This window comes from Paenibacillus sp. MAHUQ-63 (assembly GCF_028765165.1).
In the GTDB taxonomy this organism is placed as follows: Bacteria; Bacillota; Bacilli; order Paenibacillales; family NBRC-103111; genus Paenibacillus_E.
This window is the reverse complement of record NZ_JARADB010000001.1, coordinates 1,747,115-1,771,532: the sequence shown is the minus strand read 5'-3', so window position 1 is coordinate 1,771,532 and position 24,418 is coordinate 1,747,115. Positions and strand designations below refer to the sequence as shown.

The window sequence follows — 24,418 nt, the reverse complement described above, 5'->3', positions numbered from 1 at the left end:
CGAGGCTGCTGGATGAAGCGGGCCGAGGGAGCCTCTAACAACCGTTGGTTGTTAGGGGCTCTTTTGATATGTACCCGGATTTCGGCAAAAAGCCGAAATGTGCGCTATTGTTCGAATAGAATTATCGACTTTGCCCTTTTTTGAGGGAAATCTATATGAATTTTCATATAGATTCAGGAGGAGGGGGGGCACACGCAGCCTGAAGGGATGTGCTTCGTCGCGTTAATCTGCCTAATATCTAGACAAAAATACACCGCAGTGATAGCTTATATGAACTACACTAAAATGAAAGTTTGTGATTCTTATGTCTAATCGAATGGCCTCCCAAGCCGGGCTCGCCAAAGGGCGCAGCGGCCGGTTATGGATGGTGCTCGTGCTCGGAGCGCTCGCGTCCTTCGGGCCGCTCTCGCTGGATATGTACCTGCCGGCGCTGCCGGATCTGGCCGGCGATCTTCACACCAGCACTTCGCTGGCCCAAATGAGCCTCACGGCCTGCATGCTCGGCATGTCCATCGGCCAGCTCATTGCAGGGGCGGCGAGCGATGTGCGGGGAAGAAGGATGCCGCTGCTGATCGGGCTCGTGCTGTACGCGGTCTCGTCCGTGCTCTGCATGCTCGCGCCGTCCATCGGAGTGCTGCTCGGCCTGCGCTTTGTGCAGGGACTCGCAGGAGCGGCCGGCATCGTCATTTCACGGGCGATCGTCCGCGATCTGTATGAGGGGGTAGAGCTGACGAAGTTCTTCGCCCTGCTCATGCTGGTGAACGGGGCTGCACCCATTCTGGCGCCGATAGCCGGGGGGCAGATTCTGCAGTTCACCTCGTGGCGCGGCGTATTTCTCGTCCTCGGTGCCATCGGCCTGCTGATGCTTGCAGCCGCCACATGGGGGCTGCAAGAGACGCATCCGCCGGAGCGCCGCTCCAAGGGCGGACTCGGCAATACGCTCCGCACATTCCGCAGCCTGCTCACTGACCGGCTGTTCATGGGCTACGCACTGACGCAAGGGCTCGTCTTCGCCGGCATGTTCGCTTACATCTCCGGCTCGCCGTTCGTGCTGCAAGACATTTTCGGCGTATCGCCGCAAATGTTCTCCGTCTGCTTCGCCGTCAACGGGCTGGGCGTCATCATCGCCGGGCAGGTGACAGGCCGACTCGCCGGCAAAGTGAGCGACCCCCGTCTGCTCGCCGGAGGGCTGGCCATGGCCGCGTTCGGCGGCCTGCTGCTGCTTATCGCGACGCTGCTGGGCGCGGGGCTGCCGGCTATTCTGATCGCCTTCTTCTTCATCGTATCCAGCGTCGGCCCGGTATCCGTAGCGACGACATCCCTGGCGCTGCAGAAGCAAGGGAAGACGGCAGGCAGCGCCGCCGCATTGCTCGGACTGCTCTCGTTCATCATCGGGGGCTTGATTGCGCCTGTAGTGGGACTGGGAGGCAGCCATACGGCGGTTCCGCTCGGCATCATCATTGCCTGCATGGAAATCGGGGCTATACTCAGCTTTGTGCTGATGACGAAGGAGAAGAAAGCGGCATAACCGATTTTTTTGCGAAATGGATGAAGCGCTTCAAATTTCCTTCACAATTACCCTTTATACTGAAGGAAAATAGTCCATTTCATGAAAAAGGTGGAGTTCAACGATGAAGCTTATTCCTAAGAAAGTGTTGGTCGGCACGCTCGCAGCTGGATTGCTTATTGGCGGCGGCCTCGCGCTTCAGCATAACCTGGTATTCGCGGACGAAACAAGCGGTACGGCCACACCTGCGCCGCAGAAAGACAAAGGGAAAGAGCGCCAAGATTTCCGCGGTTCCAAAGACTTCCATGGCCACGGCTTCCAAGACCACGGCCGCGGACCGGTCAAGGGCGGATTCGAATTCGGCAACAAAGGCGGCGCAATGGATTTCGCTGCTATCTTGGGCATTGACCCAACTGTGCTGAAAGAGGAGATCAAACAAGGCAAAACGATCGTCCAAATTGCCCAGGAGAAAGCGAATCTGACGGAAGAGGCGCTCTTGGCGAAACTAACGGAAGCCGAAACGAAAAAAATTGACGTTGCGCTCAGCAGCGGGAAAATCAAGCAAGAACAAGCGGACAAAATGAAAGCAGGTCTCGCTGACCGCTTGAAGAAAGTCATCGAGATGAAGCCGCAAGTGATGAGCTTCGGCCATTCCGCGCCAGCACCTTACGGCGGCGGATTCTTCGGCAGCTCCAAGGAAATTGCAGAGATTCTAGGCGTTTCTGAAGAAGAATTGAACACGCAGCGCAAAGCCGGCAAGTCGCTTGCCGAGATTGCCCAAGAGAAGGGCATCACCGAAGATCAGCTGATCGCTAAGCTGAAGGACAATTTAACCGACGAGCTCAAAAGCTTCGTCGAACGCAAAGGCGGCGCGCCGCAAGCGAAGCCGGGCCATGAAGGCTTTAAGTTCAAAGGTAAGCCGGGCCAACCGGGTACGCCGGCCCCAGCCCCAACGGCCACGCCATCAACGTAACCGCCCCATCAGTGTAACCGCTCCATATAAAAAGGTTGCCTCTCTCGATCTGACAAGACCAAAGAGGCAACCTTTTTTTTATATCCCTCATATGAACCGTTTCCGCCATTTGAACAAAAGAACCCCCGCCAGCACGGCGCATAAACCGATCATCGCATACATTATGAACTGCTCGACCCATACGAATATGGCATGCCACTGATCTCCGAACACATACCCGATCCCGAAAAAAACGATTACCCATAGGGCTGATCCCGTAAAAGCGTATACCGCAAAAATACGGTACGGAATGCGTATAATGCCTACGAAGTAGAAAATAAACTGCCGGATCCCGGGCAGAAAGAAGCTGAACAGCAGCAGTTTGTTGCCGTATTTCTCGTAATATTTGCGCGTTTTCTCCAGATGGCTTGGCTTCAGAAACAGCAGCTTGCCGAATCGCTCGATGATCGGTGTCCCCAGCTTATATCCGATCCAATACGTGATCGTCATCCCGACGATCGATCCAACCCATGCCGCCGCCATAGCCGGCGCCCATCGGAGCACCCCTTTATAGGCCAAATATCCGGTATAGGTCATGGTCGTGTTCCCCGGCGGGATCGGGAGTGCAATGACGTCCAGCGGCAGTCCGAGCAGCAGAACCAAATACCCGTATTGTGCGAATAACTGTTCGATTAATCCCAGAAATTTCACGGTGATCGTCGCTCCTTCTAAGCGCTAGTATAGAACACGCCATAGGTAAAATGTAGCGTAGGCCTCCCAGCCTTTCCATCCCTCGGCCAGCCGGCGAATCTCCGGCAGGGTCGGTTTGGCCTCCAAGCCCAGCACATGCTTAAGCGCGTTGTGCAGGCCGACGTCCGCAATGGGGAAAGCGGCGGGATTGCGCAGGCAGCGCATGAGCACATAATTGGCCGTCCAAGGGCCGATGCCCCGGATGCTCAGCAGCTCTTGCTCCATAGCTCCATAATCGCCTCGCTCCAGCAGAGCTTCTAAGCTCAAGGTGCCTTCCGCCATCAGGCGGGCGACGCCGATCAAGTACTCGGCTTTCTTCCCCGTGAATTGAAGAGCGGTCAAAGCCTCGGGGGCCAGTCCGGCAATCCGTTCCGGCGCGGGGAACGCCCAGTATGTCCGGTCCTGCCAGGTAAGCGGCGTGCCGTATGCTTCAACAAGACGCCTTTTGAGCGTATAAGCAAAGGTTAGATTGATCTGCTGCCCGATAATGCCCCAGCTCATCGCCTCGAACAAATCGGGGATGCCGAGCAGGCGCAGCCCGTAGAAGTCCTGCGTGACCCGGCTGAGGAGAGGATCGCTGCCCGCCAGCTCGTAGAATGGCTCCAGGTCGGTCTCGAGGTCGAACCACCCCCACACATAGCGGGCTATCGCCTCATGCAGGAGCGGGCTTGAGAGGTCCTCCGGACCGGACAAGATGCGAATGTGCAGCTCCTTATTATCCGGACTGTTGACAGCGATCAGCACGAGGTTATCCCCAACGGGGAGGAGCTTGTAAATATCGGAGTTATCCACATGGAATAGACACTCATTGGTAGAACGGCTTAAGTATCCGAGATTGTGCTCGTAATTGAAAATAGCAGGTAGCGGCAAAGTAAGCGTGCTTGTCTGCTCGCACCATGGCAGTGTTCCTGGCTGATATGACGGCATCGTATATGTCTCCTATTATAGGTGATGGGGGCTTCCCTTCCGCTATTATCGCCGAAAGCGGCTTTCGTAATCTTGCTTTCTCATCTCGCAGCCCTTACAAGAGCGAATTCGTTTGGGTATACTGAGTTTGTAAACATCAAGGTGCGGAAGAGGAGCGGGAGCTATGCAAGAACGATATTGGCAAGCGATTGTATCCAATGATGCGGCTTATGACGGCACATTTTATTATGCGGTTACGACAACGGGCATCTTCTGCAGGCCTTCCTGCAAATCGCGGGTGCCGAAGCGGGAGCATGTGCGTATCTTTGGCAATCGGCAGGCCGCGGCCGCCGAGAACTTCCGTCCATGCAAAAGATGCAGGCCCGACGGCATGCGGCTGCCGGACGAAGAGTGGACGGATCTCATCGCCGGTTATATAGCCGAGTCCTATGCCGAGCCGATTACGCTCGCCGTCTTGGCGGATCATTTCTACGCCAGCATTTATCATTTGCAGAGAACGTTCAAGAGAGTGAAAGGCGTTACGCCGTTAACTTATTTGCAGCAGACGCGAGTGGACGCCGCCAAGCGGCTTCTCCTGGAAACGGAAATGCCGGTGAGTATGGTCGGCGGCCGGGTAGGGATTGGGAACGCGGCGCACTTCGCCACGTTATTTCAGAAGAAAACCGGACTCACCCCAACGGAGTATCGTCAAACGGCTGCTATTTAAACATAACCGAGGAGGTTCCCATATGCAAACGAAAGAAGCCGGACCCGCTTTGAAATCGATCTATTGGGGCAGTGTACGACTGGCGGATAGCGGGTTCGTGATGGCGGCAACGGACGAAGGACTTGTCTATCTGCAATTTCATGAGGGAGCGGCGGAGGAAGGGGCGGTGAGCGAGGAAGCTTGGCGGGATTTATTCACATGGGGACAGCGCCATTTCCCGAATTATCAATGGATCCAAGATCAGGCCATGCTAGCCCCTTACACACAGCAGTTGGAGGAGTATCTGCAGGGGATGCGCGAGACGTTCACGCTGCCGGTCGCGCTGCGCGGGACGGCCTTTCAGCAGGCGGTATGGCGGGAGCTTTACCGCATCCCGCACGGGCGGACGGCCAGTTATACGGAGATCGCCCGGCAGCTCGATAAGGCAAGCGCGGTTCGGGCCGTAGGCACAGCCATTGGCGCCAACCCGGTGCTCATCGTTGTCCCGTGCCACCGTGTCGTCGGGAAGAACGGCGCTTTGACCGGCTATCGCGGAGGTGTGGCGAATAAGGACAGGCTGCTTCGTTTGGAAAAAGGGGGCGTCTATTCTGCAGATCGAGGTTAACCGCAAGACGGCCAAAGGGCTGCTCACGAAAGCAAGCGGCTTCCTAGAGGGTTATACACATACGTTAAATCCGTACATCGGCTGCGCGTTTGCCTGTTCTTATTGTTATGTGCGGCAGATGCCGGTGGCTTTGTTTCGCAGCGAAGCATGGGGCTCGTGGGTCGATGTGAAGGAGAATGCGGCGGCCTTGCTGGCGGAGGAGCTGGCCAAGGCGAAGCGCCGGGGACCTGTGACCATTTTCATGTCCTCGGCGACGGACCCTTATCAGCCCCTGGAGTATCAAGAGCGGCTTACCCGCTCGCTCCTGGAAGCGATGATCGCGGAGCCGCCGGACTTCGTGTTCGTCCAAACCCGCAGCCCGCTGGTGAAGCGGGACGCGGACCTGCTGCAGGCGCTCGGCTGCCGGGTCCGGGTCAGCATGACGGTGGAGACGGACCGCGAGGACATCCGCCGGGCGTTCGCTTCGTCCGCGCCGCCGATCCCGGCGCGGCTGGCGGCGCTGCGCGAGCTGGCCGCACGCGGCATACCCGTGCAGGCCGCGATAGCGCCGGTGCTGCCGAGCTCGGAGCATTTCGCCGAGCGGCTGGCGGGCATCGTCGAGCGGGTGTGCATCGACGATTACTTCATGGGCGACGGCAGCGGAGGCCGCCGCACGGCGCGCATCGGCGTGCGCGCCATCTACGACGCGCTGGGGCTGCCGGACTGGTACGGTCCGGACGCGTTCAAGCGCGTGCACGAACAGCTCCTGCGGCATTTCCCGCAGGAGCGTGTGCTCGTCAGCCAGGAGGGCTTCTTGCCCGGCTGACGGGTTAATCCGCTTGCGCGAGCAGGGGCGGCGCCCCTGCCTGGCTGCGCATGCGCTGTTTGAATTCTTTGGGCGAGCATTGATTATGCCGCTTGAACAGCTTGTAGAACTGGGCCATATTCAGAATGCCCACTTCGAAGCTGACATCCATCATGCTGAGGTCGCCTGTCAGAAGGAGACGCTCGGCTTTTTTGATGCGTTTGTAATTGACGTAATCCACGAAGGATATCCCCATCACTTTTTTGAAATACTTTATAAAGTAATGATAGCTCAGATTGAGCAGGGTGCAGACGTCTTCCACGGTAATTCGCTGGCTGAGATGCCGATCGATGTAGTCAAGCGCCGGCCGCAGGCGGGCGATCCCGGACTCGTCGGCATGCGCGGACAGGTTGCGGTTATCGCTGCGCAGCAGGAGCAGGAGCAGATTTTTGACCGCCGCACTGATGGCGAGCTCGTAGCCGATCTTACGTGATTGCGACTCTTCATAAATCTGATTGATCAGCTCATAAGCGGCCTGTTTCACGTCCGTATGGGTACGGAACAGCTCGTTGAACTCCTCCAGCGGATGCGTGAGCTCGGAGAAGCAGTGCAGATAGGGCATCGTACTGAGGTCAAAATGCTGCTTGAGATCGATTTGGAACACGATCTGCCGTAGAGGTCCGGCGGAATATTTGTAGGTCCGGTGCGGTTGGGACGAGCCCAGAACCATGACGTCGCCAGGCGAAAGCACCGTATGCTCATGCTTGGTTTGGATGCCGAGCAGGCCTTCCGTGACGACCAGAAACTCCACCTGCTTGTGCGAATGCCAGCTCCAGGGGCTGGGAGGCCCGAACTGCGAAGAGTCGAAGCTGAGCTCCCAGATTTTCAGGAACAGCAGCGGATTCTGATAGATGACTTCTTCATTGATAATTTCGGTGAAAGAAGTGGTTACAGGTTCCATGGATATGTAGACCTCGCTAGGTAAGGACATTTTTGAATATGTAGAACGTGCATGGAAATAAGATTTATCAACCAAAAGTATAGCATTGTTTAACCGGAAAGGACACTATTGCATAATAACTAAGCACAATCTTGTCTTTCATTCCCGGCAAGGACTGACTATACTCAGAATTAAGAATGAATACGATTTCTTGGAGGGAATAGATGATGAGTCAGAAGCTGAGAGTTACGGTTTGGAATGAGTTTCGTCATGAGAAAGAAAGTGAAATCGTACGCGCTGCCTACCCGGACGGCATTCATACTGCGATCGGCGAAGGAATCAGCGGGGATGTCGCTGTCACTTATGCAACCTTGGATGAGCCTGAGCACGGCCTGACGGAAGAGGTTTTGAATCATACGGACGTTCTGATTTGGTGGGGACATAAAGCGCATGGCGACGTGCAGGACGAAATTGTAGAGCGCGTTCAGAAGCGCGTATGGCAAGGCATGGGGCTTATCGTGCTGCATTCCGGACACTTCTCCAAAGTGTTCAAGAAGCTGATGGGCACATCCTGCGACCTCAAATGGCGTGAAGCGGACGAGAAAGAGCGCATTTGGGTCGTGGCGCCGGGCCATCCGATCGTAGAAGGCATCGGGGAGTATATTGACCTTGAAGCTGAGGAAATGTACGGCGAGCACTTCGATATCCCACAGCCGGATGAGCTGATCATGGTGTCCTGGTTCGAAGGCGGAGAAGTGTTCCGCAGCGGCTGCACGTTTAACCGCGGGAACGGGAAGATCTTCTATTTCCGCCCTGGTCATGAAACCTACCGTACGTACTATAACGAGCAAATTCGCCGCGTGATCTCCAATGCCGTTCATTGGGCTGCTCCTTCTACGCGCGAGTATCCGAAATACGGCAATCACAAACCGCTGGAAGAGATTAAAGCGAAAGTGAAAGCTTAGGTTATGAAATGAAATAAGCTGTTCCGGATGAGGTCTTAGGACCCGACGGGAACAGCTTTTTTATTTGCCTGTAAGAGGGACGCGATAGTAAATGACTAGAAAGACAACGCTTATCAAAGAAACCAGCAAGCCGGCCTTACGCCTCGTATGGAGCAGCCGGATCGTGCCGAACATGGTGAAATAGAAGGCGATTGACCAGTAGATGTTCCATCCATGCTCATAAGCAATGCGGCCAAACGCGTGCCAAATGAATTCAATGGTCGAGAACCCTGCGACCCAGATAAAGTAGTAGATCCTTTTGCTGAGCGCAGCGGCAGGATAGAAATGAAGATAGAGAAGCACGGCGCTCGGCAGCAAAATGAATGTATTTAACAGATCGGCGGTCTTATGACTCAGCAGGAAATCAGGATGAAACGCCCAGATCATATAATCATAGCACAAGAAGTTATATAGCAGATTGCAGAGCGACACAAAAAGCATCACATCATAATACTTCTGCCATTCTTTACGAGCACCTGTCGCAAGTGCCGCAGCCAAAAAGAGTAAATTAGTAATGAGTATCACGCAGAACAAGCCCCTAATAATGAGAGTAGAAAGCTATATGGTTCGTACGGTTAGTGTAACCCCCAGTTGGCAATTCTAATCGACGGCTGGCAGCTATTCTCTTAAGGCCGCGAGTGAGTGTTCAGGGGAGCCGCTCAGCTATATCGATTAACCGCCTAATCCCTTCACGGAGGCGGTTCTCATTCACGAAGGAGTAGCTCAAGCGGATACAGGACGACATCTGCTTAAGAGGATCGCAAATGACGCCGGGAATGAAAGAGACGGACTGCCGCAAGCACTCTTCCAGCAGCTCCTGTACGGGAACCTGCGGCGGGAGCTGCAGCCATAAATTGAAGCCGCCTTTGGGACTCGTCCAGTTCCACCCGGTCCGGCGCAGCTCCTCTTCGGCGATTTCTTTCCGAATCTGCAGAGCGATGCGCAGCTTCTCCAAATGCTGCTGCATGCGATCGGATTGGAAATAATGCAGGAACATCTTCTGGTTGACCAGCGGCGTACCGTTGTCAGCTAACGACTTGGCCGTGATTAGCGGCTTGAGCGCCATGGGTCTGCCCATTACGGCACAGATGCGCAGACCAGGCGCGATATATTTGCTGAAGCTCCGCAAGTAAATAACCCAGCCCTCGGTATCATAAGCGAAGAACGGCTGAGGAGGAGGCTCCTTCAGGTACATCTCGTGAATCGCATCGTCCTCAATCAGCAGGCAGCGATGCCGCTCGGCAAGCTCAACCAGCCGCTTGCGCTGCGGCGCAGGAACGGTATACCCCGTCGGATTATGAAAGGTTGGATTCATATAGAACAGCCGCGGCTTGAACTGCTTCATCAGATGCTCGACCTGATCCAGATCGTAACCGTCCCGCGTGATTTCCACGGGTAGGAGCCGGGCTCCTTGCTGCCTGAAGATATCAAGTGCTGCACTGTACGTGGGCCTCTCTACCAAGACGGGATCCATAGGCCGGAGATAGATCCTTGCAAGCAAATCGATAGCCTGCTGGCCGCCCGTTGTGATGAGCATTTCGTCTGTCGTCAGCTGCAGGCCATGTTGTTTGGCCATATAGCGGCATAGGTACTCACGAAGCTCCTCATCCCCTTGTGCGCCGGAGTAAGTGCCCATCAGTTTGGGATAAATATCGAACACCTGCTTCACATGCTCGGATAGAAACAGATTCGGGAGCAGATTAGGGTCGATCAACGCTTGCGAGAATTGGTAAGAGACAGGAACTTGCTGAATGTCCGAGAGGGCGTTATGCAGAGGGGATGAGATCGGGAGGGGGCTGCTCCCGGAGCCCGGACCGGCATGATCCGCCCATTCCGTTCCTTCCTTCGTTACGTTCGGACTTACATAGTAACCTGACTTTTCTTTCACATAAGCCCTGTTCGATTGCTTTAGCAGCTGATAAGCCCGAAATACAGTCAGCCTGTGTACCTGAAGCTCTTGGGCGAGAACCCGGACGGAAGGGAGCTTGTCATGCGCTCTCCATTCGCCCCGATCGATTCTAGCCGTTATGTGCGCGTATACTTGCTTGAAAAGCAGGTTCTTCTCAGTGGCGGATTGCGTACCAAACCGTTTCATACGGATTCCTCCCTCCATCTATGTATCTATAACTATAATAACCTAAACCACGGTTAACTGTTCTATAGATTGGCAACTGTTCTGTTCTGTCCCTTGTATGATACTTACCAAGAGGAGGCAGGGCTATGATTATTTTGAACTATTTGCTTGTTTGTTTTATTTTCGGCACGACGTTTCTGGCGATTAAAGTGGGGGTGGATGCATCGGCGCCGCCATTTTTCTCAGCGGGCTTGAGATTTATAGTAGCCGGTTTGATATTATTTGGCTGGATGGTATGGCGGGGGAAAGCCAGGTTCGCTCACCTGTTCCGCCGGGAAATGCTGCTGACGGGAATCGGACTGACCTTCGGTACGTTCTCGACTTTGTATTGGGCGGAGCAGCACGTTGCATCCGGCATTGCTGCGGTATTATCGGCCACGGGGCCGATGATGATTCTCGTGCTGCAAACCTTCGTGCTGCGGCTGAAAGCGACGAGGCTGTCCGTATTCGGCTGTATGCTGGGCTTCGCGGGCATTGTCATTCTGCTGCTTCCGAATGTGGCGATTGCGGCTAATCTCGCTTGGGTGGCGGGATGCGCAGCGATTCTCGTCGGGGAATTGTTCTATTCTTCCGGCGCTCTCTATGCCAAGCGTGTTATTCAGCAATTCCCCGAGGCTTCGCCGATCGCCCTGAACGCTGCCCAGATGATATGGGGTGGAGGCCTGCTCCTCATCCTGTCCTTTTTCACGGAGCCGTTCGACGTCTCAGGCCTGTTGAATGCGAAGGCGGCCGGTTCTCTGCTCTATTTGACCGTCATCGGATCCATGGTCGGCCACAGCTTGTTTTATTGGCTTGTAGCCAAGACGAATCCAGTCTTTCCGGCTACATGGCTGTATGTCTCGCCGCTCATTGCTCTCGCGGTCGGGGTTGTCTTTTATGGGGAAACGATCACATGGCTGACCGCAGCGGGAGTGCTGACGGTGATCGCCGGCACCATTTGTGCCAATTTCGACAGCTTGAGGGCGCTGCTTAGAAAGAACAACCGGGGGAAGCAGGTCGCGAATGCAAGTTAACCACTGTATGATTCATACGAAACAGCCATAAATGGAATACTAAGGTATCAAGCAGATGAGTGAACTTGCAGGAAGTAAAGCTTTATGAATGGAGTTAATCGATGGGTGACGCAGCAGCCTTTTTTCGTTCATCTTTACCTATAGCTATGGCCCTGCTGTGCCTGATTTCGGCGTGGCGTTTCGGGGATTGGAGAAACTGGAGAACCTACTATCCCACTATCTTGTTCGCCGTTAGTGTGGATTTCTTCATTTCTCTGCTCCTTTATAAGCACCAACTTTGGCAGTTTCATAAAACGTCGACTATTCCCAACCATACATTGGCGGATTTCATGATCGCTTTCACGAATCTCCCCTGTATTGTGCTGGTCTATTTAACGCATTATCCTTTGAAGTCGCGGATGTGGAAACAGCTTGTTTATATAGCGGCCTGGTCAATTGCTTTTACCGGCGTCGAAGCGGTGTTCTTCTTTGCGCATTTAATGACTTATCACAACAACTGGAGCTTCGCTTGGTCCATCGTTGTCTGGGTATTCATGTTCCTCGGACTCCGGCTGCATTTCGCGAAACCGCTGTGGGCTTGGTTACTTTGCTTGGTTTGTACGGCGTTCCTGATTGTGTTTTTCCATATTCCGGTTCTGGAGATGAAATAGGCTGCCGCTTTATGGCGGTTCTTGCAGATATGTCTTGCAGAAAGATGTGCAGAAATGTATTGCCAGTTAAACTGTAACATGTTAAGATACACTTCAATAGAAGTTGAACCTTCGGGGCAGGGTGTAATTCCCTACCGGCGGTGAAGATACGTCCGTTGTATCTCAAGCCCGCGACTCCCGGCCTACAGGCTGGGACTGACTTGGTGCGATTCCAAGGCCGACGGTTATAGTCCGGATGGGAGAAGGTGAAAAGCAGCTTGTCAAAAACTTATGTTTTTGGCAGGTCTGTTTGTCGATGCCCCCGCTGAATGCCAGTGGGGGCATCGTCTCTTTTCAGAAGGTTCAATTCAAAAAAATCCTTAGGAGGTTTTTGAATTGGAGAATGCATTCGAGTTGAGAAGTAAAAGCGCGGAGGTCCTGTCTACGCGCAGTCGCGGTATCAGCGGCATCTGGTACGTCGCTCTCGGCGCTACGTTATGGGGGCTTGATCCGCTGTTCCGGATTTTGCTGTTGAAGAGCTTTACCTCTGCGCAGATCGTTTTTGTCGAGCATCTGCTGCTGGCTTTGTACGCAGTGCCGGTACTGGCGAAGTACCGCAAGACACTGGCCGGCAAGCTGACGCTTGCCGTCATCGGCGCCCTGCTCTTTATCTCATGGGGCGGTTCCGCCATCGCTACGATCCTGTTCACGGCGGCTTTCTCGCACGGTAATGCCAATGCCATTTTACTTTTGCAGAAATTACAGCCCTTATTCGCTATCCTATTAGCCCGCGTGCTGCTCAAAGAAACGTTGCCCTCCAAATTTGCTGCCTATATCCTTGTTGCGCTGTTAGGCACTTATCTGTTGACGTTCGGCTTTGCTTCGCCGCAGTTGGGCTTGCATGACCTCGGCACCGTAGCTTGCCTATTCTCCATTCTGGCGGCTGCCCTGTGGGGCGGCTCGACGGTCATGGGGAAATATCTGCTCCATCAAAAGCTGGATTTCCCTGTTGTCACTTCGCTCCGCTTCCTGCTGGCAATCCCGCTGCTGACGGTCGTCCTGCTGTCGAGCGGCAATGCGTGGCATGCTAACGGATCCGGCGGAGCCATGGCGCTGATCGCGGTGAACCTGCTGTTTCAGGCGTTTTTCCCGGGGCTGCTCTCCATGCTGCTCTACTACAAAGGGCTTTCGTCCACGAAGGCGTTCTTCGCCACATTGGCTGAGCTTGCGTTCCCTGCGGTAGGGGTTCTCATGAATTGGCTCGTGTTCGGACAGAAGCTGACGCTTGGCCAGCTCGCGGGATTTATCTTGATTTGGTTCACGCTGTGGGCGATGAGCCGCAACTCCAATAAAGCGAAGGCATAAGAGTTCCTTGCTGAGCGCATGCACAATGTTCCTTTTGTGCGAATGGGAAATAGGAGGCGCTATATGGGCAAATACGGATGCATTCTTATGCCGAGCGGAAATCCAGTATCTTATTAGCCTCGAAAAGCTGCTAGTCCGGTCATTATTGGTAAAATAGAGGATTGTATTTCCCAATGCACTCGCTGCATGCTTGGTTTCAGACATCATAGCGCACTCTATTTCCTCATCCTACGCATACGACAAAGAAGCTATCCCTACGGTCTGATTATAGACCTTCTGGATAGCTTCTGTTATTATGCCTGCCCTAAGATACTTTCGGCATGGAGGCATCGCTGCCTTTGTCGGGCTCCTCAACCCCCCGCTCAATAAAAAAGGATACGCCGTCACGCTCGTTCGCAGCGCGAACCGTCATGCCGTGATGCTCAACAATTTGCTTCACAATGGCCAGTCCAAGGCCGAACTCACCGTCACCGCCGGAGCGAAACGGCTCGAACAGGCTGTCCGCTACAGCCAGTTCGATAGGCGGACCGTCGTTGCTGAGCCGCAGCAGCGAGAAGCCGTCCGCAGCCGCCGTGCATTCGCCAACTGGATGTGGCGTAAGCACAATCCGTATACAGCTCTTGGCATAGCGCAGCTGATTGTCGAGCATATTCTCGAGTGCGATCTTCCATTGATCGGGATCGCCGGTCAGCGTTACGGGGGAGAGTTCCGTCTGCCACTCGATTTCCGGGCGCCGGTAGCGCAGGCGCTCCATCACATCCTCCACGACCTCCTGCAGCGCAAAGGAACGGAACGGCTTCTCTCTGGCCGTTACATAATTCAGCTTGTTCAACAGCAGCAGGTCGCGAATCCGCTTCTCCAGCCGTTCGCCTTCTTTCATAATGACGCCTACGCTTTCACTCAGGCTGCCTTTGGGGAAAACACCGTCTTGAATCGACTGCGCGTAGCTGCGAATGACCATGACCGGCGTTTTGAGCTCATGCGAGGTGTGCTGCAGGAAAAATTGCTGCGCCCGGTCCTGGCGCACAAGGCGCTGCCGCATCGCCTCGATCGCTTTGGCCAGACGGCCGACTTCATCCTTGCGGTCCGTCTCGATCGGCTCATGCCAGTCGCGCTCGGCCATGCGTCCGACATGCCGCTCCATCTGCACGAGCGGGCGGGTGAAGTAGCGGGCGATGATCAAGCAGGGCAGCCATGAGAGGACGATGAGGCCGACCATCATCAGCATCAGTCTGCCGAACATCGTCATCACCAGATCGTTGCGGTAATTGCCCCAAGCATAGGACACGATGAAGCTGGGCTGGCCTTGGATCAATTCTTTGCGGATGACGTAGAACACGCTTTTGTTATCGATGCTCGTTGAATATTTGGCGACAGGCAGCTTCTGGGCGAAAGCATCCTGCTCCATGGCTTGCAGGAAAGGCTCACTGCTCCCTGCCGCCGTGCTCAAAGTATCTTGAGCACCCGGGGTTCCGATAATCGTAAAATGCCGAATGGCCGGAGCGCTTAATGTCGCCTTAAAGGGTGAAATGACGCGGGCGGCGATTGAGGGAGAATCCAATGCGGCTGCTGGGGCGGGTGCTTCTCCAGATGCGGCCGCTTCGGACATCGGTTGAGGCACGGGCTCAATCTGAGAAGACTCGGTCGCCGTGCTTGCTCCGATGTGGATGCGTCCTCCTTTGATAATCGGAACCGCCTGTACGGCTTCCGTATTCTCCGCCTCAGCGGAGGGGATAACAGGCTTCATATCCGTTACCAGGGAATTTCCTACCTTTGTCATAAGGGTGATGGTGGGGGATGGTGCTGTCAAAGCGGCTGCTTCCATATGAAGCCCGCTCTGCGTATCCAACAAAATATCGTAAAGCTGTTCCGTGAAAAAGTCCTTTAACGTCCAAGGGAGCAGGACGGCCAGCATCGTGAAGATCAACAGCGTCAAGGAGGCAAAAGCGCTCCATAGCTTCATGACCAGCGGCCATTGTCCGAATCGCAGCGTCATAATTTCACCATCCTATACCCGTATCCGTATACAGTTTCCAGACGAAGTTCCGGCAGCTTGCGGCGAAGTCTCCGCACCAAATCGTCCACGACGCGGTCTGTTCCGAAATAGTCGATGCCCCATACGGCTCTAAGCACCTGTTCGCGTTCCAACACCTGCCCGTGATGGCCGGTCAAGTACAGCAGCAGCTCAAACTCCTTGGAGGTGAGCTCGAATTTGCTTCCGTCCTCCCCGGTCACAATGCGCGCCTGCTCATCGATCAGATAGGGGGGCACGTTCAGCTTCGTACGGCGCTCCAGGGAAGCCGGCGCCATGCCGGCGGGATGCCCGGCATACACGCGTTCCAGCAGCTTGCGCGTGCGAATCACAAGCTCCCGGGGCAAGAAGGGCTTGGCTAAGTAATCGTCGCTCCCCATCTCCAGGCCGATAATCCGGTCAATATCGGCATCCCGGGCCGAAATGAAGATGACGGGCTGCGCAGGCTGGTCCGCTTTAATCTCACGCATCAGCTGGTACCCGTCTACGCCGGGAAGCATAATATCGAGGACCCACAAGTCCGGCCGCTCGGTAATGGCGGATCTTGCCGACGTTCCGTCAGCGAACGAACGCACTTGCCACCCCTCTTTCTCCAAATAGGCGCCTAGGACGCCTCTCAAATGTTCTTCGTCTTCGACTAAATAAATGCGGTACATGGGCCGCATTCCTCCTTCGCGATCTGTAAATGGGGAAAGGTGGAGCCGCATGCCTTCATAGGCCAATGCGGTCCACCGGTTTATTGTTACTCTTCTGCTTTGGTCGCTTGATCTTTCAACTTTTTGGCCAGGCTGCGGATATTGTCCGTCTCTTTCTTGTAATCCTCCAGCAGTTGGGGCAGAAGGCTTTGGATTGCGGCTGCGTCATCCGCTTCGACGGCTTCGGTCAGCTTCTGCTGCCGAACGAACGATTCAGGAAGAGGTACAGGCTCGAATTGCATTGACTCCATTATATCACCGGATACGGGAGCTCCCTCAAGAGGGATTGCTTGGATAAGCTTGGTGCTTTCCCCGCTGCCGTCCTTCGAGATGATGATTTTCTTGACTCGAGGCGCGGAAGAAGGTGCTTCGCCATCCGGAACGGCAGCAGGTGCAGCTTTCAGCGTGAATGTTTTCGTTTCCGCCGGATTCATCGGAGCGGCAACAGCTTCGCCTGCTTTCGTCGATGGGATTGGGCCGCCGATTGTAAGCGTAGGTTTCGGCAGTTCACTCTCCGCTTGCTTGCGGTCCTCGAGCGCTTGCTTCCATGCATCCAAGCTGTCGGGCGCATAAGCGCCGGCGAGCAGCTTCAGGTAGTTGCGCTCATGAGCCGGCTGAAACAGCAAGCCGGAGCCGATATGTGCTGCGGCAACGGTCTTCACCAGAACCGGCTTCCCCTCGGTGATGGCTGCGGCAGGTGCGGCAGTCGGTTTCGTTTCTGAAGCGGATTCATCGGCAGCCGATGCGCTGACGGCTCCGAATGCTGTGGTTAACATGAAAGCTAATAGAGTAGCTTGGCTTACGCGGCGTTTCAATTGTGTTCTCACGATGGAAAACTCCTTTCGAATTGAAGGTATGTAGGTGAGTGTCTCTCCCTTACATCCTTACTGTACCGAAACATTATGGACATCCTATCGCAACATTGTGGGAAATTATGTGTAAGAATAGCGAGATTGCAGTAAACTGAATGCAGAACGACCAACATAGGGGGAAATGCGATGAAAGAGGTACAGCTAGGATCGGAGCAAAGCTTCACCAAACTGCCGGCGGAAGTCGTGCATGACAAAAATTTGTTTTGGTTGATCCAAACGGAGGACGGACAAGCATACAAGCTTCTATCGAGCCGGTGTCCGCATGCCGGTGCGATCGTTGAAGCGGAGAAGGGTGAGTTCGTGTGCCCCATGCACGGATGGACATTCGATCTTCATTCCGGGGCGTGTCTGAATGTGCCGACCAAAAGCTTGCTGTCGTACGACGTTGTGGTCAAAGAAGGCCAACTGATCGCGTATATGTAAAAAAGAAAGGGCCTGCCTTGTCCGCGTGCGGATGGGCGGGTTCTTTTCGTTTATTGCTCCCAGACCCACATGAGCAGCAGGTTCAAGACATAAACGGCTCCGAGAAGCACAGCCAGCGAGTGTTTGCCGGTTGCGTAAAGCGCAAGGACCGCGACGGTGAACAGCGCGGCTTCCAGGGCCAGCCGGAACGGCAGCGCTATGGCAACGGAAGCTTTGGGGGAAAGGAACATGCCCCAGATGAAGGCAGTTAGCAGCGGAGTGCCGATGCCTAGAACGATTTTGAGCAGAAGTCCCCTGTCCGTATGAAAGCCCCAATAAGAAAGGGAAGCGAGCAGGCATAACTCCAGCAGAAAGCGCAAACCCAGGTTTGCGGCTTGTAAAATGGTTATCATGATCGTCGTACTCCTTTACTGAAAACTAACTATATTAGAATAATAACTAATAATATTAGTTTTGGCAAGAGGATAAAAAAAGAGACCCACAGCAACGGGCCGCGGGTCTAAGTCTATATATTTTAAAGGGGGGTCGACTTTTATTATAGGACGCGTTCATTAAAAACAGATGAAAATCACATTTCATTTTCATTACAAATTGGCTAATGGTAAAATAAAGGGATGAATGAAGACCGGAGGTACGCCTTTGAAGCATTATTCTATGCGTTCGCATTTAACCGTAACGTTCGCCATTATGGCGATGATCCCGATCTTAATCCTGGGCACCTTCCAGGTTTCGCAAATTATGCAAATCACGCAAGAGTCCAACCGGAATCAGCAGGTCACGACGTACCGGCTTGGGGATGCCGTGCAGGATTACATGTACTACCACCGCAACGCCGTGGAAACGCTGGCCGCTACGATTTCAGCCTCGGACGCTCCGTTCCGCACGCGGGAAAGCTTGACGCTTAAGCTGCAGTCCTTGCAGCAAAACTTGGCGGGCTTCGCAGGCATCTATGTGGTGGATGCAGGCGGCTTCGTCAAAGCGACGCAAACGATGGCGGATAACGGTTTGATCGGCAAGGATGTGGGGGGCCGGGATTATGCCAAGCGGGTGCAGTCCGCGCAAAACACGGTCATTTCCTCGCTGTTTCGCGGGCCCGAGGGGCTGAACCGCCCTGCCGTCGCGATTGCGGTGCCGGTCTACAAGGGGAGCAGGCAGCTCGACGGCTTCGTCCTCGCCGTGCTGGATCTGGCGCCGATCAAGGAGCTTGTGACGAAGTACGATTACGGTCAAGCGGCTTATCCGGTCGTGCTGGATCATGCGGGGAAGCCGATCTATCATCCGGATGAGCAGCTGACCGAGACGTTGGCCGATTTATCCGGGGAACCGGCAGCCCAGGACGCGCGGCAGCAGCAGAAAGGCGAAGGCACGTATCAGCTGCATACATCCGCCCAGAAAGAGCTGATTACGTACAAAGTCATTCCGGAAATCGATTGGATCGTCTGGGTCAGCAGGTCCAAAGCGGCTGCGAATGCCGCCTTCACCGAATCGCTCAGCATTACCGTGCTGCTGCTAGTCCTTACGCTCATTGTGACGGTCTTGCTGGGCAGTTTGCTGGCCAAACGATTGAACGGCACGATTCATGCCTTAGTCGGCTACACGCAGCGGCTTGCGGGCGGAACCTTCGTAGAGCCGGACAGCCAGGTCGTTCCCAAGGGAGCGCCGTTGGAGCTGCAAATGCTGGCTGATCATTTCTTGCGGATGGCCGGGCAGATCAAGGATAATCAGACGGCGCTGCTCCAGCTTAACAGCGAGCTGGAAGGGCGAGTTGAGGAGAGAACGCAGCGGCTGCAGGACGAGCACGCCACACTGAATGCGGTGCTCGAGAGCATGTCCGACGCGATTGTGCTGATCGATATGGAGCATCAGGTCGTGTACGCCAACCATCGTATGGCCGAGCTGTTCGCAATCCCGATGGGGGAACTGGCTGTGATGAGGGAGGCGGCGCTTTTTGATCGCATTGCGCAGCTGCTTCCGCAGCGTCAGGACGAGCTGAACAAGCTGAAGACGGGGGCGAGCGTGCAAGGAGCCTTCACCGTACAGAGCGGCCAAGGCAAGGAACAGTTCATCATGGTTTCGGCGTTTCAGGTAGCTAGAGACGGACGTGTCTTTGGCCGGGGTTACGTGTGGCGCGATATGACCAAGGAGCATGAAATCGACGCGTTGAAAAATGATTTGATCTCCCTGGCGTCCCATGAATTCAAAACGCCGATCACGAGCATACGAGGCAGCGTCGAAACGCTTCTGCGCGTCGATGCGCAGTGGGAGGAGAGTTTTAAGGAGGAGCTGCTTGAGGGCATCCACGAGGATATCGGACGCATCCAGGATCTGATCGATGATTGGCTCGACATATCCAAAATTGAATCCGGCGCGATGCGGATCACCCCGCAGCCGCTGCGTGTGCAGGCTGTGATCGAAGGGGCGATGCGCAGGCTTCCGCAGCAGGCTAGCGATGCGCATACGCAGTTCGAAGTGAGGGTGCCCGGGGATATGCCGCTCATCTATGGAGATAAATTGAGATTGGAGCAAGTGCTCGTGAACTTGTTCACGAATGCCGTCCGTTATAACGAGGGGCACCCGGTGATCCGGGTTTCTGCGCATGCGGACGAGCGGTATGTGCGGGTGGATGTGGAGGACAATGGCATCGGCATTGCCGAGGAGCATCTCGATAAGCTGTTCGACCGGTTCTACCGTGTCGATGTATCGTCCAGCCGGCAAACCGGCGGTACGGGACTGGGGCTGGCAATCTGCCAAGGCATTATGCAGGCGCATGGCGGAGGGATTCACGTAAAGAGCAAGCTCGGCGAGGGGAGCACATTCACGCTGACGATACCGAGATTTGCAGGGGAAAGGGATGAAGAGCGGAAATGAACAAGAAAAAAATCATGATCGTCGATGACGAGCCCAAAATCGTACGCTTCGTCGCTGCGAATCTCAAATCGTTGGATTTCGAAACGATGACGTGCCAGAGCGGAGCGGAGGCGCTGGAGAAGGTGGAGGCTTTCGACCCCGATTTGATTTTGCTTGATTTGATGATGCCCGGGATGGACGGTTTCGAAGTATTGAAGCGGCTCCGCTCCTATTCCGGCGTACCGGTCATCATGCTGACCGCGCGCAGTAACGGTGCCGACAAAGTGCAGGGGCTCAACCTCGGGGCGGATGACTATTTGACGAAGCCGTTCTCCCTGGACGAGCTGTTCGCCCGCGTGAACGCTGTGCTTCGCCGCATGGATGGGCGCATGGCACCCCCTGCCGCAGCCAGCGAGATCACGCTCGGGGCTGTGACCGTGAACCTTGCCCAGCGGCGCATATGGCTTGGCGAGACGGAAGTGAAGCTGACGGAGACCGAGTACAACTTGTTCGCGCTGCTGCTGCAGCATGCCGGGAAAGTCATGACGCACGAGCAGCTGCTCAGCGAGGTGTGGGGCAGCGAGTACCGCGACGAAGTCGAGTATCTGCGGGTCACGATCGCCCGGATCCGCCAGAAAATCAAGAGCGCTGCCGAGGGCCAGGAACTCGCGGCAGCTGAGCTTATCGTGACGTACCCGGGGGTAGGGTACATGGCGAAGCATGCTTGAGGGCGGTGCGGGAGTGGGGGTAGGAGCAGCAGCGCAAGAGTAAAGTGGAACAGAAGTAAGAGTAGTAGCAGGACAGAAGTGGGAGAAGTAGCAGGAGTAAAAACGGGGAGCGGGAGTAGAGGTAAGAGCAGCAGGGGCAGTAGTAGTAGTAGGAATAAAGTGGAACGGAAGTAAGAGCAGGACAGAAGTGGAGTAGAGCTAGGAGCAGGGGCAGTAGTAGTAGTAGGAATAAAGTGGAACGGAAGTAAGAGTAGTAGCAGGACAGAAGTGGGAGTAGACTGTGACTGGCGAGCAATAGATTACGGAGGATTGTGCAGAAATGCTAGTGGCACATACTCGCACGGTCGTCAGACAAGGCACTGCGCTTGGCTAACGGACAGAGAGGCCCTTATTCGGTGAATAGGGGCCTCTTGAATATTGTAACGGACACCAGCACCGTTATTTGGCTTATCAGGGGCAGAATTCGCCCCATATGAGCCAAATAAGGTATCTGGTGTCCGTTAGCCGCGAAACGCGGCGCTTTTCGCGCGAATAGCGGCAGCTGTGTCCGTTAGTTTGGGACGCGCTCCCCGTTGTCCGTTTCGGGAGACGATGATATCCCAAGTTAGGTGACGTTCGCCGCGGATACGCATGACTAACGGACACCAGCGCCGTTATTCGGCTGCGCCCAATCCGCGAGACAAAGCCGGCTTACCCTTCCGGAAGCAGTTGCACATCCAGCGGATAATCCGGCACCTCGAATTCGCGGACCTCGCCCGTCGACAAGTCAACGACGCTCATCCCGTTCCAGCCCGTATCGGCGTAAGTTACACCGCCTGTCAAATAGGCGAACCGGCCGTCCTTGCTGACAGCGGCCATCTGGTGCATGCGGGCAAGCGGGATGATCCGCTCCGCATACGTATCCGCATCGACCACCGTCAAGTTAGGCTTGCCGGTAGCGCTGCCGGCCGCGCCAATGCCGACGATGAACAGCCTCTTGCCGTCAGATGTCATCGCGACGCCTTCCTGATGCGTATTCCCAGTCAACGGCTTCACATCATAGCTGCCGCGGGCAGGGTCAAGGACGACGAGTCCGCGGCCTTGGTAAGGCAGGAGCAGACGGCCGTCCGCGCGAACGGCTGCATAATGCGGCTTCTCGAAGCCGCCTTTGCCATAAGGAGCCGCCTCGAACGTGCGGGTTTGAAGCTTGACTGGATCGACAGCCGTCACGGAGTAGGAGTCATGGTCGATGCTGTAAACTTCCCGGCCGTCCGGGCTCGTCACGACATCGAACGGGCGGATGCCGACGGAGACAGATCCGGTCATGGCGAGCTTCTCCGTATCCAAGATTTCGAGCTGGCTTGCCCTGCCGCGGCCGCCGGTCAAATAAACGCCGACATAAACGAATTTGCCGTCCGGGCTTGAGGCGATCCCCATGCCTCCGGGGCGGTACTCGCCGTACTGCGGCTTGCCGATTGCATCAGCTCCCAGATAAGGCACGAGAGCCAGCCGCTTGCGCTCCCGGGTGTCCACAACAGCAACGCCTTCCGCCGTTGAAACGTAAGCGCGATGATCAGTTCCCACCGCAATAGCGAAGGGCGCCGCCCCGACGGTCAGCTTCTCGAAGCCCCCTGTGGCAGGATCGAGAAAAGAGATGTAATCGCTCTTGGAATGCGTGACAAGCAGCGTCGTTTCAGGGGAAGGCATCGCAACTCCCAGACCGGGCGTAGCGGCTGGCGCCGCGCTTGGGCCGGGAACGGCAGAGCCGGCCACAGGTGAGGAACCGGCGGCCGCCGGTGGTGACACCGTTTGGGACGTACTGCATCCAACCAGCGCCAGGAACAAGGTTAGCGGGCTGACAATCGCCAAAAACGTTTTATTTCGAATCAGCATCATCATAACACCTCGATTTCGTAGTAAAAATAGGGAAACAAAGGAGCACCTTATAGAAGGTACTCCTTGTGCCTAAGCTTTATTTAGCGGCAATCAGGTTGACGCTTGTTGCTGTGGCCCACTTGCCCACCGGAGCGACGGTGTAGGTCATGCCCGGCACCAACTCGCTGTTATTCAGCAAAGCGAATGTACCGGTAGCGCCTTTGCGCGTAGTCAGCGTATATTCGGCCGTCAGCACGGAACCGTCAGTTCCAGTTAGCGTTACACGGCGTGAAACGAAGATTTCATCCTGCGGATCTTGCGAGAGCGTTACGCTAATCGTCTTCGCATCCACAGCAGAGGCGGATTGAATCGTCAGTGGAGCGATGTCTTTGGCGGTGAAGGTCGCATGCTTCAAAGTCGCCCAATCGGCGGAAACCGTGTACGTAACGCCCGGTTTGAACGTTGCCCCGTCAGGCAGCAGGAACTTAGGCGCTTGACGGCCGTCCGTTGCTTGTGTGAAAGGTAAATATTTGGCGGTCATCGGTGTACCGCCTTCCGGTGTAATTTGCACCTCGCGGTTACGCATGGAAGAAAGAATTTGGTACGTCACGCCATTGTACGTATTGCTTTCATCCACGATGAAGGAGCCCGGACGACCTTTGCTGTAAGCCGCAATGACATAGCCGTAGTCAGCCACGCCATCCGCGAGATGGGATTCAACCTCGAACGAATCGTTGGACACCTGCTGTGTGGAGTCCAAGGCAATTCTCTCCGTGCTCGCAGTGAATGTGCCCGCAGGCTGGCCTTTATATGTTAACGTGTAAGTCGTACCCGCTTTCTGTGTAGGCACAGGAACGATGTATGTCGAAGTGGCGCCTGTTTTCAAACGAGGAACGTTATTGATGGCCAGACCGTTGTCAAAAACGAAGTTTTTGGACGCTTGATCAAGCTCCAAATCGGCTGCCGGAAGGGGTGCGGAGAAGGTAACCTGCAGGGTAATGGCATTCAATGCCTCCAGTTTGGTTACATGAATAGAAGCTAATTGCTGCGCCTCAAATACAAACAGTGCGGCCTCCCCGCGGGTGATCGGGCTGCTTGTCAAAGCAGCAAAGCTTGGCAATTGCCGTATAGCGGCAGCGTCAACCTTCAGCACTTTGGCTACGATGTTCGCGAGCTGCTCGCCCGACACGGTGCTGCGGCCTTGGAATTGTCCGTTAGCCCCTTCAATAGCTCCGGCTGCTTCGAGAGCGGCAGCGTAAGAATAGAACCAGTCTCCCGACGCAACGTCTGCGAATTTGGATACAGCTCCAGAGTCTACGTTCACATGCAAGGCCAAGGTGACCATTTTGGCAATTTCGGCGCGAGTAACGGCCTGTTCAGGGTGGAAGCTGTGATCTTCATAACCGGACAGCACGTTCTGCTGAGCTAGCTGTTCAATCGCCGTTTGTACCTTGGCGGAGCTTGCGGAGTCGGAGAACGGGCTGGCGGCCAGCGCGTTGAATGGCAATATCGCGGACAAACCGATGGTTGCTGTGATTGTTAGTGCGGCTAGTTTTTTGTTCGTTGTCATCTATAACACTCCTGTTCGATAGAATGTAGTTGCTCTTGGAAAGAGCGTGAAGTTACGGTGCTGTTGTCTACATGAACTAGCT

General features: G+C 55.1%; 23 protein-coding genes and 1 riboswitch. Of the genes, 12 read left to right on the top strand and 11 right to left on the bottom strand.

Annotated features, from left to right (window positions below):
* The first annotated feature begins 304 nt into the window (after positions 1–304).
* Positions 305–1,528, top strand: coding sequence for a multidrug effflux MFS transporter (locus PUT07_RS07730; RefSeq protein WP_274467254.1), 1,224 nt, complete (start codon positions 305–307; stop codon positions 1,526–1,528).
* 103 nt (positions 1,529–1,631) lie between these two features.
* Entirely contained in the window at positions 1,632–2,480 is an 849-nt protein-coding gene (locus tag PUT07_RS07725; protein WP_274467253.1) for a hypothetical protein, read from the top strand.
* Positions 2,481–2,567: 87 nt separating this feature from the next.
* On the opposite strand, the gene PUT07_RS07720 is transcribed toward PUT07_RS07725, so the two are convergent.
* On the bottom strand, positions 2,568–3,170 hold the full coding sequence (locus PUT07_RS07720; protein ID WP_274467251.1) for a DedA family protein: 603 nt from the start codon (positions 3,168–3,170) through the stop codon (positions 2,568–2,570).
* 24 nt (positions 3,171–3,194) lie between these two features.
* Complete coding sequence (locus PUT07_RS07715) at positions 3,195–4,136, bottom strand: DNA-3-methyladenine glycosylase family protein (RefSeq protein ID WP_274467250.1); 942 nt, start codon at positions 4,134–4,136, stop codon at positions 3,195–3,197.
* Positions 4,137–4,299: 163 nt separating this feature from the next.
* Here PUT07_RS07715 and PUT07_RS07710 point away from each other — a divergent pair, with 163 nt between their 5' ends.
* Genes PUT07_RS07710 through PUT07_RS07700 form a run of 3 tightly spaced genes read left to right on the top strand, consistent with a single transcriptional unit; the run spans position 4,300 to position 6,251 of the window.
* Positions 4,300–4,842: a bifunctional transcriptional activator/DNA repair enzyme AdaA gene (locus PUT07_RS07710; RefSeq protein ID WP_274467249.1), complete on the top strand. Its 543-nt coding sequence runs from the start codon at positions 4,300–4,302 to the stop codon at positions 4,840–4,842.
* Between the two features lie 22 nt (positions 4,843–4,864).
* Entirely contained in the window at positions 4,865–5,446 is a 582-nt protein-coding gene (locus PUT07_RS07705; RefSeq protein ID WP_274467248.1) for a methylated-DNA--[protein]-cysteine S-methyltransferase, read from the top strand.
* Positions 5,430–6,251, top strand: coding sequence for an SPL family radical SAM protein (locus PUT07_RS07700; RefSeq protein ID WP_274467505.1), 822 nt, complete (start codon positions 5,430–5,432; stop codon positions 6,249–6,251). The genes PUT07_RS07705 and PUT07_RS07700 overlap by 17 nt, the downstream gene beginning before the upstream one ends.
* A gap of 4 nt (positions 6,252–6,255) precedes the next feature.
* Here PUT07_RS07700 and PUT07_RS07695 read toward each other — a convergent pair whose 3' ends face one another.
* The gene (locus PUT07_RS07695) at positions 6,256–7,191 is read right to left on the bottom strand and encodes a helix-turn-helix domain-containing protein (RefSeq protein WP_274467246.1); all 936 of its coding nucleotides are present in this window, start codon (positions 7,189–7,191) and stop codon (positions 6,256–6,258) included.
* A 206-nt stretch (positions 7,192–7,397) separates the two neighbouring features.
* Here PUT07_RS07695 and PUT07_RS07690 point away from each other — a divergent pair, with 206 nt between their 5' ends.
* A complete protein-coding gene (locus PUT07_RS07690; RefSeq protein ID WP_274467503.1) occupies positions 7,398–8,135 on the top strand; it encodes a ThuA domain-containing protein in 738 nt (245 codons plus the stop codon).
* A gap of 60 nt (positions 8,136–8,195) precedes the next feature.
* On the opposite strand, the gene PUT07_RS07685 is transcribed toward PUT07_RS07690, so the two are convergent.
* The gene (locus tag PUT07_RS07685; protein ID WP_274467245.1) at positions 8,196–8,699 is read right to left on the bottom strand and encodes a CBO0543 family protein; all 504 of its coding nucleotides are present in this window, start codon (positions 8,697–8,699) and stop codon (positions 8,196–8,198) included.
* Positions 8,700–8,820: 121 nt separating this feature from the next.
* A complete protein-coding gene (locus PUT07_RS07680) occupies positions 8,821–10,269 on the bottom strand; it encodes an aminotransferase-like domain-containing protein (protein WP_274467244.1) in 1,449 nt (482 codons plus the stop codon).
* A 125-nt stretch (positions 10,270–10,394) separates the two neighbouring features.
* On the opposite strand from PUT07_RS07680, the gene PUT07_RS07675 reads away from it, so the two are divergent.
* The 3 genes from PUT07_RS07675 to PUT07_RS07665 all read left to right on the top strand — a co-directional run bounded on the left by PUT07_RS07675 (position 10,395) and on the right by PUT07_RS07665 (position 13,315).
* Entirely contained in the window at positions 10,395–11,321 is a 927-nt protein-coding gene (locus PUT07_RS07675; RefSeq protein WP_274467243.1) for a DMT family transporter, read from the top strand.
* 101 nt (positions 11,322–11,422) lie between these two features.
* Entirely contained in the window at positions 11,423–11,971 is a 549-nt protein-coding gene (locus PUT07_RS07670; RefSeq protein ID WP_274467242.1) for a CBO0543 family protein, read from the top strand.
* Between the two features lie 103 nt (positions 11,972–12,074).
* Positions 12,075–12,222: riboswitch (FMN riboswitch) on the top strand.
* 124 nt (positions 12,223–12,346) lie between these two features.
* Positions 12,347–13,315: a DMT family transporter gene (locus tag PUT07_RS07665; protein WP_274467240.1), complete on the top strand. Its 969-nt coding sequence runs from the start codon at positions 12,347–12,349 to the stop codon at positions 13,313–13,315.
* A gap of 304 nt (positions 13,316–13,619) precedes the next feature.
* On the opposite strand, the gene PUT07_RS07660 is transcribed toward PUT07_RS07665, so the two are convergent.
* The 3 genes from PUT07_RS07660 to PUT07_RS07650 all read right to left on the bottom strand — a co-directional run bounded on the left by PUT07_RS07660 (position 13,620) and on the right by PUT07_RS07650 (position 16,869).
* Positions 13,620–15,311: a HAMP domain-containing protein gene (locus tag PUT07_RS07660; RefSeq protein ID WP_274467239.1), complete on the bottom strand. Its 1,692-nt coding sequence runs from the start codon at positions 15,309–15,311 to the stop codon at positions 13,620–13,622.
* On the bottom strand, positions 15,308–16,003 hold the full coding sequence (locus PUT07_RS07655; protein ID WP_274467238.1) for a response regulator transcription factor: 696 nt from the start codon (positions 16,001–16,003) through the stop codon (positions 15,308–15,310). Before PUT07_RS07655 ends, PUT07_RS07660 begins: the two co-directional genes overlap by 4 nt.
* Before the next feature lie 86 nt (positions 16,004–16,089).
* On the bottom strand, positions 16,090–16,869 hold the full coding sequence (locus PUT07_RS07650; RefSeq protein ID WP_274467237.1) for a hypothetical protein: 780 nt from the start codon (positions 16,867–16,869) through the stop codon (positions 16,090–16,092).
* A 171-nt stretch (positions 16,870–17,040) separates the two neighbouring features.
* Here PUT07_RS07650 and PUT07_RS07645 point away from each other — a divergent pair, with 171 nt between their 5' ends.
* Complete coding sequence (locus tag PUT07_RS07645) at positions 17,041–17,337, top strand: Rieske (2Fe-2S) protein (RefSeq protein ID WP_274467236.1); 297 nt, start codon at positions 17,041–17,043, stop codon at positions 17,335–17,337.
* A 50-nt stretch (positions 17,338–17,387) separates the two neighbouring features.
* On the opposite strand, the gene PUT07_RS07640 is transcribed toward PUT07_RS07645, so the two are convergent.
* Positions 17,388–17,729 carry a YrdB family protein gene (locus PUT07_RS07640; RefSeq protein ID WP_274467235.1) on the bottom strand — a complete coding sequence of 114 codons (342 nt, stop codon included), beginning with the start codon at positions 17,727–17,729 and terminating at the stop codon, positions 17,388–17,390.
* A gap of 247 nt (positions 17,730–17,976) precedes the next feature.
* Here PUT07_RS07640 and PUT07_RS07635 point away from each other — a divergent pair, with 247 nt between their 5' ends.
* Both PUT07_RS07635 and PUT07_RS07630 read left to right on the top strand, forming a co-directional pair.
* Positions 17,977–20,205 carry a sensor histidine kinase gene (locus PUT07_RS07635; RefSeq protein ID WP_274467234.1) on the top strand — a complete coding sequence of 743 codons (2,229 nt, stop codon included), beginning with the start codon at positions 17,977–17,979 and terminating at the stop codon, positions 20,203–20,205.
* A complete protein-coding gene (locus PUT07_RS07630) occupies positions 20,202–20,912 on the top strand; it encodes a response regulator transcription factor (RefSeq protein ID WP_274467233.1) in 711 nt (236 codons plus the stop codon). Before PUT07_RS07635 ends, PUT07_RS07630 begins: the two co-directional genes overlap by 4 nt.
* A gap of 690 nt (positions 20,913–21,602) precedes the next feature.
* Here the strand turns inward: PUT07_RS07630 and PUT07_RS07625 are convergent.
* Positions 21,603–22,784, bottom strand: coding sequence for a hypothetical protein (locus tag PUT07_RS07625; RefSeq protein WP_274467232.1), 1,182 nt, complete (start codon positions 22,782–22,784; stop codon positions 21,603–21,605).
* A gap of 79 nt (positions 22,785–22,863) precedes the next feature.
* Positions 22,864–24,336 carry an S-layer homology domain-containing protein gene (locus PUT07_RS07620; RefSeq protein ID WP_274467231.1) on the bottom strand — a complete coding sequence of 491 codons (1,473 nt, stop codon included), beginning with the start codon at positions 24,334–24,336 and terminating at the stop codon, positions 22,864–22,866.
* Positions 24,337–24,418: the final 82 nt, after the last annotated feature.